The sequence below is a fragment of the Mycobacterium sp. PTI7 genome, from assembly GCF_056679845.1.
The window spans coordinates 5,839,847-5,857,805 of record NZ_CM155252.1 but is presented as its reverse complement, the minus strand read 5'-3'; the positions used below and the strand labels follow the sequence as shown (position 1 = coordinate 5,857,805).

Annotated in this window: 13 protein-coding genes; 7 read left to right on the top strand and 6 right to left on the bottom strand. The window is 65.5% G+C overall.

Going from position 1 to position 17,959, the window contains the following annotated elements:
- Positions 1-179: 179 nt before the first annotated feature.
- On the bottom strand, positions 180-1,154 hold the full coding sequence (locus AC1MEY_RS28205) for a PD-(D/E)XK motif protein (protein WP_480228619.1): 975 nt from the start codon (positions 1,152-1,154) through the stop codon (positions 180-182).
- Positions 1,155-1,169: 15 nt separating this feature from the next.
- A complete protein-coding gene (locus AC1MEY_RS28200) occupies positions 1,170-3,776 on the bottom strand; it encodes a Z1 domain-containing protein (RefSeq protein WP_480228618.1) in 2,607 nt (868 codons plus the stop codon).
- Positions 3,777-4,120: 344 nt separating this feature from the next.
- Here AC1MEY_RS28200 and AC1MEY_RS28195 point away from each other — a divergent pair, with 344 nt between their 5' ends.
- The 5 genes from AC1MEY_RS28195 (at position 4,121) to AC1MEY_RS28175 (ending at position 10,099) form a co-directional block, all read left to right on the top strand.
- Positions 4,121-5,143, top strand: a complete 1,023-nt coding sequence (locus AC1MEY_RS28195) for an HNH endonuclease (RefSeq protein ID WP_480228617.1) — start codon at positions 4,121-4,123, stop codon at positions 5,141-5,143.
- Positions 5,144-5,531: 388 nt separating this feature from the next.
- Positions 5,532-6,047, top strand: coding sequence for a 2Fe-2S iron-sulfur cluster-binding protein (locus tag AC1MEY_RS28190; protein WP_480228616.1), 516 nt, complete (start codon positions 5,532-5,534; stop codon positions 6,045-6,047).
- Complete coding sequence (locus AC1MEY_RS28185) at positions 6,044-7,036, top strand: FAD binding domain-containing protein (RefSeq protein WP_480228615.1); 993 nt, start codon at positions 6,044-6,046, stop codon at positions 7,034-7,036. Before AC1MEY_RS28190 ends, AC1MEY_RS28185 begins: the two co-directional genes overlap by 4 nt.
- Positions 7,033-9,126, top strand: a complete 2,094-nt coding sequence (locus AC1MEY_RS28180; RefSeq protein ID WP_480228614.1) for a xanthine dehydrogenase family protein molybdopterin-binding subunit — start codon at positions 7,033-7,035, stop codon at positions 9,124-9,126. The genes AC1MEY_RS28185 and AC1MEY_RS28180 overlap by 4 nt, the downstream gene beginning before the upstream one ends.
- A 103-nt stretch (positions 9,127-9,229) precedes the next feature.
- Positions 9,230-10,099, top strand: a complete 870-nt coding sequence (locus AC1MEY_RS28175; protein WP_480228613.1) for an aldo/keto reductase — start codon at positions 9,230-9,232, stop codon at positions 10,097-10,099.
- Positions 10,100-10,166: 67 nt separating this feature from the next.
- Here AC1MEY_RS28175 and AC1MEY_RS28170 read toward each other — a convergent pair whose 3' ends face one another.
- From AC1MEY_RS28170 to AC1MEY_RS28160, 3 genes are read right to left on the bottom strand one after another with little or no spacing between them, the layout of a single operon-like run.
- Entirely contained in the window at positions 10,167-10,940 is a 774-nt protein-coding gene (locus AC1MEY_RS28170; protein ID WP_480228612.1) for a hypothetical protein, read from the bottom strand.
- Entirely contained in the window at positions 10,928-12,250 is a 1,323-nt protein-coding gene (locus tag AC1MEY_RS28165) for a hypothetical protein (RefSeq protein WP_480228611.1), read from the bottom strand. The genes AC1MEY_RS28170 and AC1MEY_RS28165 overlap by 13 nt, the downstream gene beginning before the upstream one ends.
- Positions 12,251-12,298: 48 nt before the next feature.
- Positions 12,299-12,583, bottom strand: a complete 285-nt coding sequence (locus AC1MEY_RS28160) for a WXG100 family type VII secretion target (protein WP_480228610.1) — start codon at positions 12,581-12,583, stop codon at positions 12,299-12,301.
- A gap of 496 nt (positions 12,584-13,079) precedes the next feature.
- Here AC1MEY_RS28160 and AC1MEY_RS28155 point away from each other — a divergent pair, with 496 nt between their 5' ends.
- Positions 13,080-13,352 (top strand): hypothetical protein, encoded by a 273-nt coding sequence (locus AC1MEY_RS28155; protein WP_480228609.1) that lies wholly within the window; start codon positions 13,080-13,082, stop codon positions 13,350-13,352.
- On the opposite strand, the gene AC1MEY_RS28150 is transcribed toward AC1MEY_RS28155, so the two are convergent.
- Positions 13,313-13,975, bottom strand: a complete 663-nt coding sequence (locus AC1MEY_RS28150) for a chitin-binding protein (protein WP_480228608.1) — start codon at positions 13,973-13,975, stop codon at positions 13,313-13,315. The genes AC1MEY_RS28155 and AC1MEY_RS28150 overlap by 40 nt on opposite strands.
- Before the next feature lie 465 nt (positions 13,976-14,440).
- On the opposite strand from AC1MEY_RS28150, the gene car reads away from it, so the two are divergent.
- Entirely contained in the window at positions 14,441-17,956 is a 3,516-nt protein-coding gene (car, locus tag AC1MEY_RS28145; RefSeq protein ID WP_480228607.1) for a carboxylic acid reductase, read from the top strand.
- The last annotated feature ends 3 nt before the right edge of the window (positions 17,957-17,959 follow it).

Here is a 17,959-nt window from a genome sequence, read left to right as displayed (position 1 = left end):
GAATCGAATACTCGACGTTTCCCTCGCCAACTGCTGCGTCACAACTGTTTTGCGCCGTTTCACGAATTAAAATGGTCAACGGATCGAGGTTGGGCTTGCCGAGCTGACGCCGAATTCCCTCTGAAGCAGTCGATCCCTCAGCAGCCACAGGTTGGGACCACCACTTCGCGCCCACAGTGCTAACGCCCCTCATTCAGCTCTTGAATCCAATCCCGCAGCGGCGCAACTCCTTCTATCAGCATGCTGTCTAACGCTGCGACCTCGATTCCATAAACCAGATAGAGAAGTCCTTCCGGAAGCGCTCCATCTGCAAATTCTTCTGGCGTAATCCTTGGGGTTTGGCGGCCCACGATCAGGTGACGGACTCGAGTAACCTTGAAGTTCGCCGAGTTTGAGTCGAGTTGGCTGAAATCAACGCCCGCCATCCTAAGTCTGCGTTTTGCAAACTGATGGTCCGTTGCCTGTTCGATCAACTCTTCGGCGAGGTCGGTTAAAGACTGCCCCGAAGGCTCTTCTCTTAGTTCGACCAGTACAAGCGATAGGGGACGGCCCGGCTCTGATAGCTGTAGCGCGCCGTGCATCTCCACCGACCGAGTGTCTCGGCCCACGGACTTGACCTCAATGGCGAGTGTCGGCATGAGAATGTCGTGTGGCTCTTTCAACGGTCCTCGCCAATGCGAGAAGTCAATCGAGCCATCCGGTTGCGCGAGACGCAACACCGTGAGTTCCGCGAAAAGGCCGCGCTGCGCGGCGAGCGAAAGTGTCTGCCGCCCGCGTACTGCGAGCAAGCTTCGCCAACCCTGAATGACTCCAATGGCCGCGTCGGCACTTCCTCCGGCGTCAATCGTGTCCATTATATCGGTGAGTAGTTCGTCGAAGACGTCGAAGAGGTCTCCGCGAGTGCACTGGACGTCAAGGTAGAACAACGTAGCTTCATTAAAAGTGTAGGGCCGCCGTTTTACCTTTAGGGCGCCATCGACCTCTTCTGGCACCCGCTTGTCACTCGGCCGAACGGCCACCAAAAGGTGCCGCATGCCATCGCGATCTACTGCCAATCGCGTATCAAGACCTGACTTGGTCGGCAAGATCGATGACAGCACGCTGTCGCCTTCGCTCGCCGCGCCGAGCATCGACCAGCGGCTTGAAAAGTTCACTGGCTGGGTGATCTTCTACCCCTCGCTCAGCGCTGCCAACGCTTCAGCGTCCGCATCGCCTTCAGTATCGGCGTCGTCTTCGTCCGGCCTAAGATCGACTGCCACGCTGCTCAGGTCCACTGCGACGAAGTTGTCGGTCGACCTCTCCGAAGCCGGGAACACCAACGCAAGTCCTATGACCTCCGCACCGGCTGCAAGGCGCCTACGGCTAACTTCGTTCGCGGTGGCCGGAATCGAGTCGGGATCAATCGGATACAGGAGAAGGAGTCCTGCGTCGGCCCGCACCGGATCTGCATTTCGGATTGGCACGAGTTCTTTCTCGTCCAACCTCCTTGCGACAGTAGGTTCGATGTCGAGATCCACTACACGGTGTTGCTTCGACATAAGCGTTTTGATGTCTGCGCGGTGTGTCGGAGAGTCCTTGAGCGGAGCACGAGTGACGCGATTGAAATCCATGCCGCCCATTCGGATCGGAGTTGCCGTGCCGACTTCTGCCGCCGGCGCCATTATCGCCACGGTCCATTGCTCAAGCTTGCCGAGCGTTAGCTCTTTCTCGATATAGGTCCTCAGCAGTGAGCCGTTGAGATCCGGAGAGTGGTCATGTACGAGGTACTGAGCGAGGAACTTAAGTATGCGGTCCGCACTCACATCACGCAGTAGTGTCGCACCCCGTTCATAGTCGGTGTAAGGCTGTGCTCCATCGGCTCTCGCATCGGTCACCAGTCGGTCTGCAGCCTTATAGTTCGCGTTCAGCCATGCTTCGTCGTCCTCGCGGAAGTAGCGTGTCTGGACGCGGGCGTCACTGAACGACGCCGCCACAGGCTTCGCCGCGCCCATCTTTGCGGTCACAGCCAGTTTGGGGTGTGTGCGAATTCGCACCCCAACTTGCATCGGCGTGAAGCCCTGCTCTTCATAGCGCTCGATATCCGAACGGATTTCTCGCTCCACGGTGGCCAAATGCCTGAACCACTCGCGGAGCGTGTCGGTCATCCATATCCGAGGCAGGTCTTCGTAGCCGCGGCGATAACCGAACCACCGCGCCATTTGGAGGAGAGTGTCGTACGCCGTCGAAGAACGCACGAAATAACTAACGACCAGCCCTTCCAGCGTCAAGCCTCGGCTCAGGGTATTACCGCCGACGGCGATGGCGACCTGGCCGCTCGTTGAGTAATCGAGTCGATCCTCACTAGAGCTGTTATCGATTATTATCTTCGTGGTCTCTACCACGCTCTCGAGTTCATTCATCACTTGATCAAAGGTGACTTCGACCATGGCCGGAAGGTCCTCATGGGGCACTCGGTACGCTTCGTCATCCCAAAGCGTCCGCAACTCCGCCTGCGCATCTTCGTAGTTACTATTTAGCCGACGGAGAAAAGTGTCCCTGAAGTCAATCAATGGCGCCTTGAAACGGTCGTGAACTATGCGGCTGACGTGCGTGTGCACAAGCATGGACGAGTGGTCGTGATCGCCGCGGGCCCGCCGCGCAGCGGTAGCGAGCCAGAACCATTTAATAGCATTGGCCAGAGAGGTCGTTACGTCCGGCTCAAACCCCGGAACGTCCTTTCGCTTCAATGGCCGAAGTGACGACAATTCGTGATCACCGATGATGCGAACCATGTCATATCCGTCGAGTTCAGCGCCGTTCGCCTCTTCTCCTTCAACCGCGTCCCTTCCAAATACGCGATCCGTCCCGAAGTATCCGGCCGCCCTCGATGGAGGGGGGAGGTTGAGGATGAAGTCCGCAGGATAAAGATCGTCAGCTGCGGGATCGATGAGGACGTTAGCGAAAGGAGTTGCGGTGTACCCGATGTAGGTGCATTTAGGAAGAAGCTCCATAATCGCCATGATCAAGGGATTGATTGTCTTGGTCGCTACGCTCGCCTGATCAGCTTCGTCATCGATGATGAGCACAGGAAGGTCTTGGACCGCGTTCTGGTCAGCTGCCTCCTGGATCCATTTCCGCAGACGGGTAAGCGGAGCCTTGTTCTTTTTCACCACGGCTAACGCGGTTCCCTCGCTCTTGTGCAGGAGCGACGCCATAGTCATAGTGGGTCGGCGAAAGTCGTCATCGAGCGTGGTCAGCTCAATCCACGCCTGCGGATTGTGGGTCTTCAGCTGAGTCGCCAGACGTTCCTGCGTTTGTCTACGCAGTCCGTTGTGAATCCCGGAGAGAACGATGATGAGGCGATATCTGACATCCGCAGCCTTCGCTATCACCGCTGTGAAGTTGGTGGTCTTGCCGCTCTGCACGTATCCGACGACGAGCCCCTTCGCCGTCCACTCGGTTTTACTCGGCTTCGGGGTATAGGCGACGACCTTCGTGGAGGCACCGTCAACCGGGTCGATGGTCGGGGCCTTCCAACCCATGTCATTTTGCAAATACTTCCGCAGCGCACCCCAGTTTTTATCTTGCGCAAGCGGACCCGCATACCAGCTTTCGATGCCCGGTGGGACTACGCCGCCGGGCTTTCCCTTCTCGATCGTCTCTACCAGCCGGTCGTACTCGCGTTCCATGTCGGCGAGCTGGCCATCGGGAATGTTGCCCCGATACGCGGCGAGAGCGCTGTCTTTGCCTTCGCGCCGCGCCCACTCAGCAAATATCCGGAAGAATACGTCGTCCAACGAGCTACCCCTTTCTAGGCCATGCTAGCGCGACCATCGACATCCAACCCGACTCGCCCGCCCGCCCGCCCGTAGTGCAACTGCCATCATCTCGGTCAACGATTCGTCCTCCCTGGGCAAACGCCGGCCGAGGGGGCGGCGCTGGCGATGCTGGCTATGCAACACCTACGCCCAGATCCTCGAGCCTGACAGGTAGCCACTCCCCGTGCGCGGAGAGCCCTCGAGCCGGAGACCAGGCGTCACTTCGACTCCAATTCGCGCCAGCCTGATGCCTCTGAAAAATGAGGACGTTCATACTTGCGAACGAGCGACAGCCGTCCCCGGTGCTAGATAGCCTTAGCGACATGGCGCGAGCAGATGTGGAGCGTACAGATGTTCTGGCGGCGCTCGCCGAACACGACGCGCTCGGGAGCGACCGCTTTCTCGACAAGTACGGGTTCAAGAAGGCCACCTCCTATCTCCTGCTCCGAAACGGCCAGGAGTACGACTCCAACGCAATCTTCGCCGCAGCACACGGGCATCACCCCGGTCTTGCTCCGCTCGCGGCTAGCGAGTTCTCGGGTGGCGTCGACGATGCGGTCAAGTACCTCCGACTCCTCGGGTTCAGGGTGCCTCCAAGCCGGGCACCCGACTGGACTCGCGACGAGGTCATTCTCGTCTGCGATCTTCTGGTCGACACTGAATGGAAGTGGCGACCGGTAACTGATACACGCGTGCAGGAGCTGTCCGCCCTTCTCCAACTGCTGCCGCTCCACTCGATGGAGGTGAGAGGTCCTAAGTTCCGAAATGCCAACGGAGTGGGTCGGAAAATGCAGGACCTGGCCACCCGCCACCCCACGTACACAAAGAAGAAGACCAACGGCAGCGTGATTGACGATGCAGTGGTTGCAGATTTCGTGGCCCGCGAAGACGAGATGAGAGGCGTCGCCGAAGCGATCAAAACTGGGATCCGTACCGGCGAGTTGATCAGGGACTTCGAACAGCTTCAAGACGTAGACGACGGCGCGGACGACGACTCAGCCCCTGAAGGACGGCTGCTTGTGCGGCGTCACCTCACCCGAGAGCGTGACCCGCGACTACGCCAGCGCAAGATCGAGCGACACCTTGAGTCCCACTCGAGCCTGGCCTGTGCCACTTGCGGATTTGATTTCGAAGCCGCGTACGGCCAGCACGGAGCGGGGTACATCGAATGCCACCACGTCGTTCCCCTCAGCGAGTTGGGAGAGACCACGACCAAGCTGGTCGACCTCGTCCTCATCTGCGCGAATTGTCACCGAATGATCCATCGAAAGAACCCTTGGCTCACGCTCATCGAACTGCAGGAACAGATCGCAATGTCGAAATCGAAGCCCGAGGATGATGGTTGACGTCGCCGGGCTGAACTTACTCGACACCGCTCGCGAATTGCAGACCCAGGGGATTCTCGAAGACCTCGTCGTCCTCTGGCCTTAACTCACAAAGGTTCGGCCAAAGTTCTCGATCTGCCGGGTGGCTCGAGAGGTCAAGTCGTCACCCGCAAGCGCCGCGACGCACCGCTCACCGACTTCGCCCGAACCGGGGACCCGTGGTGCCGCAGCTCCTCGTTGAACGCTGGTGCCCGAGAGTCGCAGGTTGAGTAACAGCGAACAGTCGATCTCGCCAGACTCACGCACCGGGATGACGTGCGGCTTCAGCTGTTGTGCCACGATCCGCGACCAAACGCTGGTACCGCAACACCTCCCGTTTCACCGACCCTCCCCCGGGTAGCCCCCGCCCATGAAGTCAGCCCACTTCACCGACGTATCCCTGCGCGTCGACGGCACGGACCACACCGTGCACGTCGACAACCGCATCACCCTCCTCGACCTGCTCCGCGAGCACCTCGGCGTCACCGCGCCGAAGAAGGGGTGCGACCACGGCCAGTGCGGGTCGTGCACCGTCCTGCTCGACGGCCGGCGCGCCACCACCTGCCTCGCCTTCGCCGTCGCCCACGACGGCGCCGAGGTGCAGACCGCCGCCGGTCTCGGCGACCAGGACCACCTACACCCCGTCGCTCAGGCCCTCCTCGAGCACGACGGCTTCCAGTGCGGCTACTGCACGCCCGGCCAGATCTGCTCAGCGGTCGGCATGCTCGACGAGGTCAAGTCCGGCTCCCCCAGCCACGTCAGCGACGACCTCGAGGACACCCCCGAACTCACCGACGCCGAGATCCGGGAACGCATGAGCGGCAACCTCTGTCGCTGCGCCGCCTATCCCAACATCGTCGACGCCATCCAGAAGGCCGCCCGATGATCCCCTTCGAGTACCACCGCGCCAGCAGCGCGCAGGATGCCGTCACCGCCGTCGCCGACCGCCCCGACGCCGTCTTCCTCGCCGGCGGCACCAACCTCGTCGACCACATGAAGCTCGGCATCGTCGAACCCGGCCTCGTCGTCGACGTCGGCCACCTCCCCCTCGCTGACGTCGAACGCCTCCCCGACGGCACGCTGCGCATCGGCGCCGACGTCCGCAACAGCGACCTCGCCGCCCACCCCATCGTCCGCAGCCACTACCCCGTCCTCGCCCGCGCGCTGCTCTCCGCCGCATCCGGCCAGCTGCGCAACCTCGCCACCACCGCCGGCAATCTCCTGCAGCGCACCCGCTGCGTGTACTTCCAGGACGTCACCACCCCCTGCAACAAGCGCACCCCCGGCACCGGCTGCTCGGCTATCGGCGGCTACACCCGCTACCACGCCATCCTCGGCGCCTCCGAGCAGTGCATCGCCGCCCACCCGTCCGACATGGCCGTCGCCATGGCAGCCCTCGACGCCACCGTCGTCTACCTCGACGCCGACGGCGAACACCGCATGCCGCTCAGCGACTTCCACCGCCTCCCCGGCGACCGCCCCGACCTCGACACGACCCTCCCCCGCGGCGCGCTCATCACCGCCGTCGAGATCCCACCCGCACCCGACGGCGCCCGCTCCACCTACCGCAAGGTCCGCGACCGCGCGTCCTACGCCTTCGCCATCACCTCCGTCGCCGCCGAACTCGTCATCGACGACGGCACCGTCACCTCCGCCCGCATCGCCCTCGGCGGCGTCGCCCACAAGCCGTGGCGGGCCACCCGAGCCGAACAGGCGCTCGTCGGCCAACCCGCCACCGAGGAGGCGTTCCGGCGGGCCGCCGACGCCGAACTCGCCCAGGCAGAACCGCAGCAGGGCAACGAGTTCAAGGTCGAACTCACCGCCCGCACCATCGTCGCCACCCTGACCACCCTCGCGGAAGGACGGCAGCGATGACCGCCGTGCAGCCCCGGGCCATGGGCACCCGCCTGACCCGCCTCGACGGACCCGCCAAGGTCACCGGCACCGCGTCTTACGCCTACGAATACCAGGTCGACGCACCGCTGTACCTGCACGCGCTACAGGCCACCATCGCCAAGGGCCGTGTCACCGCCATGGACACCAGCGCCGCCGCAGCGCTCGACGGCGTCGAGGCCATCCTCACCGTCTTCGACGCACCCACGCTGGCCGACACCTCCGACGGCGACGTCACCATCCTGCAGGACGACCAGGTCCACTACCGCGGCCAGCTCATCGGCGCCGTCGTCGCCGACACCGCCGAAACCGCCCGCGAGGCAGCCAATCTCGTACGCGTCGAATACGAGCAGGCCGACCACGACACCGAGATCCGCACCGATCACCCCGGGCTGTACGCGCCCGAACAGGTCAACCCGTCGTTCCCCACCGACACCTCCGAGGGCGACGCCGACGCCGCGCTGCGCGACGCACCCGTCGTCGTCGACCAGACGTACACGACGCCGCAGGAGACCAACAACCCGATGGAGCCGCACGCCACCATCGCCACCTGGGATCCCGACGGGCCCATGCTGACGCTGTACGACTCGACGCAGGGCGTGCACGTCGTCCGCAAGCAGATGGCCACGATGTTCGGCCTCGACCTCGAGCAGGTCCGCGTCGTCGCCAAGAACGTCGGCGGCGGGTTCGGCTCCAAGGGCGCGCCGCACTCGCACAACACGCTCGTCGTCATGGCCGCGCAGCGCACCGGCGGGCGGCCGGTGAAGTACGCCGTCACCCGTCAGCAGATGTCGCACTTCGTCGGATACCGCACGCCGACCATCCAGCACATCCGGCTCGGCGCCCAGCCCGACGGCACCATCCTCGCTCTGACCCACGACGTCGTCGAGCAGACCGCCACCGTCAAGGAGTACGCCGAGCAGACCGCCGTCCCGTCGCGCATGCTCTACGCCGGCGAGCACCGCCGGACCAGCCACCGGCTCGCCCAGCTCGACGTGCCCGTGCCGTATTGGATGCGCGCCCCCGGCGAATGCCCCGGCACCTATGCGCTCGAGGTCGCGATGGACGAACTCGCCGTCGCGTGCGGCGTCGACCCCATCGAGCTGCGGATCCGCAACGAACCCGACGTCGACCCCGAGACCGGCCACCCGTGGTCGGATCGCCGCCTGGTCGAGTGCCTGCGCACCGGCGCCGAGCGCTTCGGTTGGGAGTCAAGGGATCCGACGCCCAAGGCCCGCGTCGACGGCGAGTGGCTGATCGGGACCGGCGTCGCCTCCGCGGTGTACCCGGCGATGATCCAGCCCGGCAACAGCGCCCGCATCGAGTGCATCGCGCAGTGCCGCTACGCCGTGCAGATCGGCGCCGCCGACATCGGCACCGGCACGTGGACCGCGCTGACGCAGGTGGCCGCCGACATCTTGGGCGTCGACGTCGATGCGGTCGACCTGCAGATCGGCGACACCGACCTCCCGGTGGCGTCGGTGGAGGGCGGCTCGTCGGGCATCAGCTCCTGGGGGCGCGCCATCTACGCTGCGGCGCAACGCTTCCGGGAGGACCACGGCGACGACCCCGACGTCGGCGACGCGACCACCGCCGACGCCCCCGAGAACGAGGAGGCCGATGAGCACGCGATGTACTCGTTCGGCGCACACTTCGTCGAGGCGCGGGTCAGCCGGTACACCGGCGAGATCCACCTGTCCCGGATGCTCGGCGTGTTCTCCATCGGTCGCGCGATCAACCCGACGACGCTGCGCTCGCAACTGATCGGCGGCATGACCATGGGCCTGTCGATGGCGCTGCACGAGGAGAGCGTCCGCGACCACCGCTTCGGGCACGTCGTCACGCAGGACCTGGCGACCTATCACATCGCCAGCCACGCCGACATCCCCGAGATCGACGCCATCTGGCTCGATAGCGTCGACCCGTACTCGAATCCGATGGGCTCGCGCGGTGCCGGCGAGATCGGGATCGTCGGCTCGGCCGCTGCGGTGGTCAACGCGATCTACCACGCCACGGGGGTGCGGGTGCGCGACCTGCCCGTCCATTGCGACGCGCTGCTGGGTGGGCTGTAGCTTCGCGCCTCCCACCTTCCCCTCGTGCGTGCCGCAAGCATGGACAGTCCTACGCACCGGTGCCACGCTCAAGGTGGACCGAACTTCCGACGAACGGAGCACCATGACAGACGCAACCACCGCGGCGGCAGCCGGCACCATCGCCATCGGCGACCTGACCGTGAACCGACTCGGCTTCGGGTCGATGCGACTCACCGGCAAGGGCGTCTGGGGTCCGCCGGACGATCACGACGAGTCCATTCGCGTCCTTCGCCGCGCCGTCGAACTCGGCGTGAACTTCATCGACACCGCCGATTCCTACGGTCCCTATGTCGCCGAGGAGTTGATCAAGGAGGCGCTGCATCCCTACGCCGACGACGTCGTCATCGCCACCAAGGCGGGGTTATTGCGCACCGGGCCGGACGTGTGGGTGCCACTCGGCAACCCCAGCTACCTCCGCCAGGAAGTCGAACTGAGCCTCCGGCGGCTCGGCGTCGACCGCATCGATCTGCATCAGCTGCACCGCATCGACCCGAACTTCCCGCTCGAGGACCAGGTCGGCGAACTCGCGAAGTTGCAGCAGGAGGGCAAGATTCGACACATCGGACTCTCCGAGGTCGACGTCGACCAACTCACGGCGGCCCAGAAGGTCGCCCCCATCGTCTCGGTGCAGAACCTCTACAACCTGACGACCCGCACCGCCGAGCCGCTGCTCGACGAAGCCGAGAAGCAGGGCATCGCGTTCATCCCGTGGTTCCCGTTGGCGGCCGGCCCGCTCGCCGAGGCCGATGGACCGCTCGGCTCGCTGGCCTCCGACCACGGGGCCAGCCCGTCGCAACTCTCGCTGGCCTGGCTGCTGAAGCGCTCACCGGTGATCGTGCCGATTCCCGGGACCTCGCGCGTCGACCACCTCGAACCCAACGTCGCGGCCGCCGGCATCGAACTCACCGACGAGGAGTTCAACGCCATCGACGCTGCGACCGCCGGTTCGTGAGCGGCTGGACCTTCACCCTCGCAATCCAGCGCTGGGTGCTGGACCCGCAACCGCGTCATGGGCATCCCTACGCCGTCGCGAACCCACCGTTGCTCAATCGCTCGAGTGCCCGACCATCACCCAATTCAGCCCGGTCCTCTGCGTGTAACCAGTAGTGCCGAACCATCCAGTACAGCGTCGCCCCGCCCGGCACGTACAAGTCCGCGCCGTCGATCACGTTCTCGCTTCCGTCCCGCAGCTGCAGCACGACCGCCTTGCGCGTCTTCTTCTCGTGCGCAGTGTCTGTCACCTGCGTGATGTCGCCCCAGTCGATCGACTCCGTGTTCACGATGTCGGCGATGTCAACACCGTCCGCCGACAGCCCCACATAGCCGACGCCGCCGCGCCGCCACCCGGTGAACAAGCCGGACGCTCCCACTAGCGCACCGAAGCCCGCGACAAACGTGGAAGCAATTCTCATACCAGCGGACATCGGAATGTCCAGAACTCCGATCGGCGCCGCGACGGCAATCACCGACATGCTCAGCGTGGCGAGCAGCAGGCTGGCGACTACGAGCGCGGAAAACCACCGGTCCGGCAACAGCACCGTACCTGCCGGGTCATAACTCGCCCTTAGCGCTGTTCGACCTCGGCGGACGTACTGCAGGCCTACGGCGATCAACACGAAGCTCGCGCCGAGCGCGAATATCACCAGTGCGGTCAGATAGCTCCCCCTATCTAGCGCCCGCAGCCCAAACCCAAGGGCTATGAGGGCAGGCGCCAGGCCCACCACGGTGACCAGAACCAGCCGGTTCCCGCTTGACGTCCAACCCGGCGGATCCGGCAGCATCAATACGGACACACGACGCCTCCGATCTTCTTCCCGAGTTCGGCAAAGCCGAACCCGCCCAGGAACGCTCCGCCGGCAGCGAGCGCCGGGACCAACACTGGCGCGCCCATTCCTGTCATTGCGCCGATTGCCGCACCACCCTCAGCCATCGCCCAACCCCCGAGACCGCCGCTCCCGCCGCCGAACGCGGCGATGCACGCGTCTCGTCCGGACTCTGCCATCACCATGTCGAACACCGTCGTCGCGACGCCCAACGCCGGCCCACCATATTTGGCGGCCTTTCCGATGTCCTCGACCGATTCGGCCGTGAGCATCGGCAGGCCGCCTCCGTTGACCACGTGCTTCTCCAGACCCGACAACGCGGATCCCGCTCCGAGCGACATGTTGTCGATCAGCTCCACCGGAACTGGTTGATGTCGTCCCAACGGTGTAGTGAACCCGGCGTTGCGGTGCCCCGTCGGATCCATCGACATGGTGAAGTTCGATCCGTCTGGCCACGTCACTGATGTGTAGTCGCAGTCGTTCCCGAGGTCGTGCCACGAGCTGGACTCGGAGACTTCCTTGCCGTCCTTGTCGTAGTGCTCGATGGAGATGAAGTTTTGCTTGCTGGGCCAGTCAAAGGGGTCCTTGTTCTTGATGACCTGCTTGCTGCCGTCCTGCATGATCACCGTCGTCACCTCGTCGCCGTACGCGTTCTCCGACTCGATGACCTCGCGGACTGAGATTGCCATGTCCCCATTGCGTAGCGCCTGCTGATCAAGCATCCCAATCGGATCGCGCGGATCGGGCACTTGGTCCCGAGGGCGTCCCGACATCGTCGGAATGGCGAAGGGATCTCCCGACGGCCTGACCTCCACGAAACCGAAGCCTGCACCGGCCGCCGCAACCGCGTTCGCCGTGCTCTCGTCGGCATCACCGACGGCGGTCAGCAGCGTGTTGATCTCATCCTGCTCCTCGGCCGCCAGCTTTTGTAGCTTGGCGAGGTCATCCGCAGACATCTTCACCGGGTCGATCAGCACCGCCCACTGATCGCTGACGCTGAGCGGTCCGGCGTCGACCTGGTCCGCTTTGGCCAGTAGCGCGGCCCTGGCCTGGCCGATGACCGACCCGCCCGTAGTCATTGCCGCAGCGACGGCTTTCGCGTACTCCGATACCTTCGAGGCCTCGCGGTTGGCCCGCACGAACATTGCACTCGCCGCCTCGTGCGAGCGACCAGACCACGCCCGCGTCTCCGGCATCTGAGCGCACGCGGTGTCGATCCCGCTCACCGCGCCGGCGACGGACTCCGCCGCGACCTTGATCCCCGCCGCGGAGGCCGCCAACGCATCGGGATTCCAACTCCGAAGAGTCGTTCGAGAGGGCAGCATCGATCAGAACAATCCGTCGAACTGTCCGGCCAGGGCGTCATCAGCCACTTCGTAAGCATCACCCGCGCCCCGAACTGCCGCTCCCATCTTCGTCACGTTCTGCGACAGCCGGGTGACCAACTGACCGAAGTGCTCCCCCACTGTCTGCGCCGCCCACTGCGTCGTCGAACCCGGCAAAGCGTCACCAGCAGACAAAATCTTGTCGGCGACGCCCGCTGTACTGATGTCTCCTGCAGCGATGTTCACTTGCCCGGCGAAGGCACGCAGGATTTCTGGATCGACCAGCACTTTGCCCCACTTCCCCCCGATGACGACTAACCGACCTGGGCGATTGCCCCTTGAGTGGCGTTGCTCGTTCGATTATGCGACACCGTCACCACCCTCGGTGACACCTTTCTCTCGTCGACGACTGACGCGTGGCTACTCATGGACAAGCGTCCCATCGGCCCAGGCTCGCGCAGAAGCCCCCGTTTCACCGCGTCGTCGCCAAGCCCGTGCACTGCGACGCGTGGCTGGGTGACATCTGACGCAGGGTTCGCACCCAGCGCTCACAGTCCCTTCGCATCGAGCTCCATCATCAGCGAGCTGCGCCGGCGGTACGTCCCGCGGATCTGGCCGATGAAACACCGCGAAATCCGCACTGCGGCCGCCTTTGTCGTTCAGGTCGTGCATCGTGGCGAGCGTCGTCGCAATCGCGGCGTAGCGCCTGGTGTCAGTTGGCCGAACTTGGCTGGCGCCACCAGGTCGGTGGCGTCCCGACGTGTCAGCGCTGTATCACCTACCCGTGTACGACTTTCCGCTCAACGTCTCCGACCAACCGGTCACGCGGGCGCGGCGCGGCGCCGTGAGCGCGGCGGCGGCCGCCCTGGCGCGGCGAGCGCTGATGCCGTCGGTCCGAGGCATGTCTGCTCTTGTTGTGCGCAAACGCGTCACTGCAGTCCCAGACGCTATTGGCCAGGATCTGCGCGCCCAACGCGAAGCAGCCGCCTCGCGATACGCGAGGCGGCTGCTCATTCGTCAGATGCTGAAGATCGGGATCCAGATTCCGAAGAAGTAGAAGCCCCAGCCGTTGAAGCCCGGGTCCCAGATCGGAGTCTGGTCGAAGCCCCAGTAGTTGATGGGGCCGTAATTCCAGTACCCGCCGGGAGGCGGTAGTGGCCGATCCCAGTTGAACCGCGGCGGTGCGCCCCAGCCCCATGGTGCGGGCCCGCCACCCCACGGTGCGTCGCGCCAACCGCTGAACGCGTTCGGCGGGCGTGGTCCCCAGTCGCGGCCATCTGGCCCGCGGGTGTTCTCGGGTCCACGACCCTCGCCGGGTCCGCCGGGGCCACGATCGTTGCCGGGTCCACCTGGACCACCGGGTCCGCGGAAGTCGCCCGGTCCACCGCCGCCGGGGCCGCCTGGGCCACCGGGTCCGCCCGGGCCACGGTCGTTGCCGGGACCGCCGGGTCCGCGGAAGTCACCTGGGCCGCCAGGTCCACCTGGGCCACCGGGCCCACGTCCCTGCGGGCCACCACCTGGGCCACCCGGGCCGGGTCCGCCGACACAGAACGGCGGCTGGCACCCTCCGCCGCCACCACCACCGGGTGCCGCGACCGCGACACCGGAACCGCCCACGATCAGGGTCAGCCCCATCCCGCCTGCGAAGGCAACGCCGGCAACGGCTTTCTTGAGGTTCATCGTCATGTGCTCCTTTTTCCGGAGTGGATGCTCCGAGTCACCCCGACCCCTAGACGCTACGCAGCGGATCCAGGATATATTCCGCCGCTTTGCTGTCGGCCGGCTGTCAAGCACCGAAGAAGCGCTCGTCCCACGGGTAAACACCGCTCGCTGAACGAGATTCGTTACGAACCGCTGGTCAGCACTAGTCCGGGTGCGCAGCGGCGGGGTCGCCACATCGACACGATCGGGACACCCGTCCCGCGCCGATGACTGACGGCGCCGGCTCAAGCGTTAATCAAACCTCCGGTGAACTATGTCACCGCCGGACAGCCCCCCGCCCACGTCACCGCAGGTAGCGCCCCGATCGCCCGCGTGCTCCCAGCAGACTCACAGGAATACATAGGCTATCTATCTTACTTTCGTAGATAGGGCACAGCGTCGTGCTTGCAACCGAACTGAATACCGATCCCAGAGGAGACGCACATGTCAACTCCCGCCACTGCCCGCGACGCACGGCTTCGCCAGCGCTTCGAGCAGTTGACCTCTGGCGACGCGCAACTCACCGCCGCCCAGCCCAACCCAGCGATCACCGCCGAACTGCACGCCTCCGGCGTCGTGCTCGCCGACGCGATCCGCACCGTCATGACTGGCTACGCCGACCGCCCCGCCCTCGGCCAACGCGCCGTCGAGTTCGTCACCGACGCCTCCGGCCGCACCGTCGCCGAGTACCAGCCCCGCTTCGAGACCATCACCTACGGCGAGACCTGGACCCGCGTGAAGGCCCTCGCCGACTCCCTGGCCGGCAATCCCGTCCAGCCCGGCGACCGCGTCGCGACGCTCGGCTTCACCAGCGCCGACTACGCCGTCGTCGACATGGCCCTCTCCCTCGCCGGCGCCGTCGCCGTCCCGCTGCAGACCAGCGCGCCGCTCACCCAGTTGCACCCGATCCTCATCGAGACCGAGCCCGTCGCCATCCTCTCCAGCGTCGACCACCTCGCCGACGCCGTCGAACTCGCCCTCACCGCCCACGCACCGCAGCGCCTCGTCGTGTTCGACTACCACCCCGAGATCGACGACCACCGCGAGGCCTTCGAAAAGGCCACTGCCGCATTGCCGAAGGTCACCGTCGAGGCCCTCGACGACGTCATCGCCTCCGGCGCCCGGCACGCCGCCGGACCCGACGTCCCCCGCGGCAGCGACGACGACCTCCGCCTGCTCATCTATACCTCCGGAAGCACCGGCACCCCCAAGGGCGCCATGTACACCGACCGCCTCATGGCCAACTGCTGGCGCGGCTGGTTCGCCCCCGAGTGGGACACCGAGGGCAAGCTGCCGGCGATCAGCCTCAACTTCATGCCGATCAGCCACGTCATGGGCCGCGTCATCCTCTACTCGACGCTCGGCACCGGCGGCACCGCCTACTTCGCCGCCAAGAGCGACCTGTCCACCCTCCTCGACGACCTCGCCCTCGTCCGGCCGACCAAGCTCGACCTGGTGCCCCGCATCTGGGAGATGCTATTCCAGGAGGTCCAGAGCGAGGTCGACAAGCGCGTCACCGACGGCGCCGACCGCACCGAGGTCGAACGCCAGGTGCTCGACGAACGCCGTGACACCATGCTCGGCGGACGGCAGTTCTCGGCGATGACGGGCTCGGCTCCCATCTCCCCCGAGCTGCGCGCCTGGGCCGAGGACTTCATGGACATCCACCTCATCAACGGCTACGGCTCCACCGAGGACGGCGTCGTCCTGGTCGACGACACACTGCGCCGCCCGCCGGTGCTCGACTACAAGCTGGTCGACGTCCCCGAACTCGGCTACCACTCCACCGACCGTCCGTTCCCGCGCGGCGAATTGTTCATCAAGTCAACCGATCTCATCCCCGGCTACTACAAGCGGCCCGAGATCACCGCCGAACTCTTCGACGCCGACGGCTGGTACCACACCGGCGACGTCATGGCCGAGATCGGACCCGACCAGCTCACCTACGTCGATCGCCGCAACAACGTCCTCAAGCTGTCGCAGGGCGAGTTCGTCACCGTCTCCAAGCTCGAGGCGGCCTACGGCGGGCACCCGTCGATCCGGCAGATCTTCGTGTACGGCAACAGCGCTCGCTCCTACGTGCTCGCCGTGATCGTGCCGACCGACGACGCACTGGCGTCCGTCGGCGGCGACGTCTCAGCGGTCAAGCCGGTGCTCGCCGAGGCGCTGCAAACCGTCGCCCGCGACAGCGGCCTGCAGTCCTTCGAGATCCCGCGCGACTTCCTCGTCGAGACGACGCCGTTCACGCTGGAGAACGGCCTCTTGACCGGCATCCGCAAGCTCGCCCGCCCACAGTTGAAGGAGCGCTACGCCCCCGAACTCGAGCAGCTGTACGTCGACCTGGTCGACGGTCAGGCCGACGTGCTGCGCGAACTGCGGGCCGACGGCGCCAACCGGCCCGTGCTGGAGACGGTCGGCCGCGCGGCGTCTGCGCTGCTCGGTGCCGCGTCCTCCGACGTCGCTCCCGCCGCACAGTTCACCGAACTCGGCGGAGACTCGTTGTCGGCGTTGACGTTCGCCAACCTGCTGCACGACATCTTCGACGTCGACGTGCCCGTCGGCATCATCGTCAGCCCGGCCAGCGACCTCGCGGCCATCGCCGCCTACGTCGAGGCGCAGCTCGGCGGCGGGTCCAAGCGGCCCACCTACGGCGCCGTTCACGGCCGTGACGCCACCGAGGTGCACGCCCGCGACCTGACTTTGGACAAGTTCCTCGACGAGGCCACCCTCGCCGCGGCGCCGTCGCTGCCGGGACCCGCCCGCGAGGTCCGCACGGTACTGCTCACCGGCGCCACCGGCTTCCTCGGCCGCTACCTCGCCCTGGAGTGGCTGGAGCGGATGAGCCTGGTCGACGGGAAGGTCATCGCGCTGGTCCGCGCCAAGGACGACGACGCCGCCCGGGCCCGCCTCGACGCGACGTTCGACAGCGGCGACCCGAAGCTGCTGGCGCACTACCGCGACCTGGCGGCCGACCACCTCGAGGTGCTCGCCGGCGACAAGGGCGAGGCAAATCTCGGCCTGTCCGATGACGTTTGGCTGCGGCTGGCCGACACCGTCGACCTCATCGTCGACCCGGCCGCGCTGGTCAACCACGTGCTGCCGTACAGCCAGCTGTTCGGCCCCAACGCCGTCGGCACCGCCGAGCTAGTCCGCATTGCGCTGACCACCCGCATCAAGCCGTTCGTCTACGTCTCGACGATCGGCGTGGGCGACGGCATCACGCCGGGAACGTTCGTCGAGGAGCCCGACATCCGGCAGATGAGCGCCACCCGGAAGGTCGACGACAGCTACGCCAACGGCTACGGCAACAGCAAGTGGGCGGGCGAGGTGCTGCTCCGCGAGGCGCATGACCTGGCCGGTCTGCCGGTGTCGGTGTTCCGCTGCGACATGATCATGGCGGACACCACCTACGCCGGGCAGCTCAACGTGCCGGACATGTTCACCCGCATGATGCTGTCGCTGGTCGCGACGGGCATCGCACCCACCTCGTTCTACGAGCTGGACGAGGGTGGCAGCCGGCAGCGGTCGCATTTCGACGGTCTGCCAGTCGAATTCATCACCGACGCGATCTCGACCCTCGGGGCGAACGTCACCGACGGCTACGAGACCTACCACGTGATGAACCCCTACGACGACGCGATCAGCATGGACACGTTCGTCGACTGGCTCGTCGACGCGGGCTACCCGATCTCGCGGGTGGCGGGCTACTCGGCCTGGCTGGAGCGGTTCGAGACGACGCTGCGCGGACTGCCGGAGAAGCAGCGGCAGGCGTCGCTCATCCCGCTGCTGCACAACTACCAGCAGCCGATGCCGCCGATCAACGGCTCACTCGCACCCGCCGACCACTTCCGCGCGGCCGTGCAGGAGGCGAAGATCGGGCCGGACAAGGACATCCCGCACCTGTCGGCGCCGGTGATCGTCAAGTACGTGACGGATCTGGAGCTGCTCGGGCTGCTGTAGCCC

What these genes read in the sequence shown, in the direction of transcription:
- AC1MEY_RS28175 (WP_480228613.1), top strand. Translation starts at nt 9,230, where the DNA reads ATGACAGACGCAACCACCGCGGCGGCAGCCGGCACCATCGCCATCGGC.
- AC1MEY_RS28150 (WP_480228608.1), bottom strand. Translation starts at nt 13,975, where the DNA reads ATGAACCTCAAGAAAGCCGTTGCCGGCGTTGCCTTCGCAGGCGGGATG.
- car (WP_480228607.1), top strand. Translation starts at nt 14,441, where the DNA reads ATGTCAACTCCCGCCACTGCCCGCGACGCACGGCTTCGCCAGCGCTTC.
- AC1MEY_RS28180 (WP_480228614.1), top strand. Translation starts at nt 7,033, where the DNA reads ATGACCGCCGTGCAGCCCCGGGCCATGGGCACCCGCCTGACCCGCCTC.
- AC1MEY_RS28195 (WP_480228617.1), top strand. Translation starts at nt 4,121, where the DNA reads ATGGCGCGAGCAGATGTGGAGCGTACAGATGTTCTGGCGGCGCTCGCC.
- AC1MEY_RS28185 (WP_480228615.1), top strand. Translation starts at nt 6,044, where the DNA reads ATGATCCCCTTCGAGTACCACCGCGCCAGCAGCGCGCAGGATGCCGTC.
- AC1MEY_RS28190 (WP_480228616.1), top strand. Translation starts at nt 5,532, where the DNA reads ATGAAGTCAGCCCACTTCACCGACGTATCCCTGCGCGTCGACGGCACG.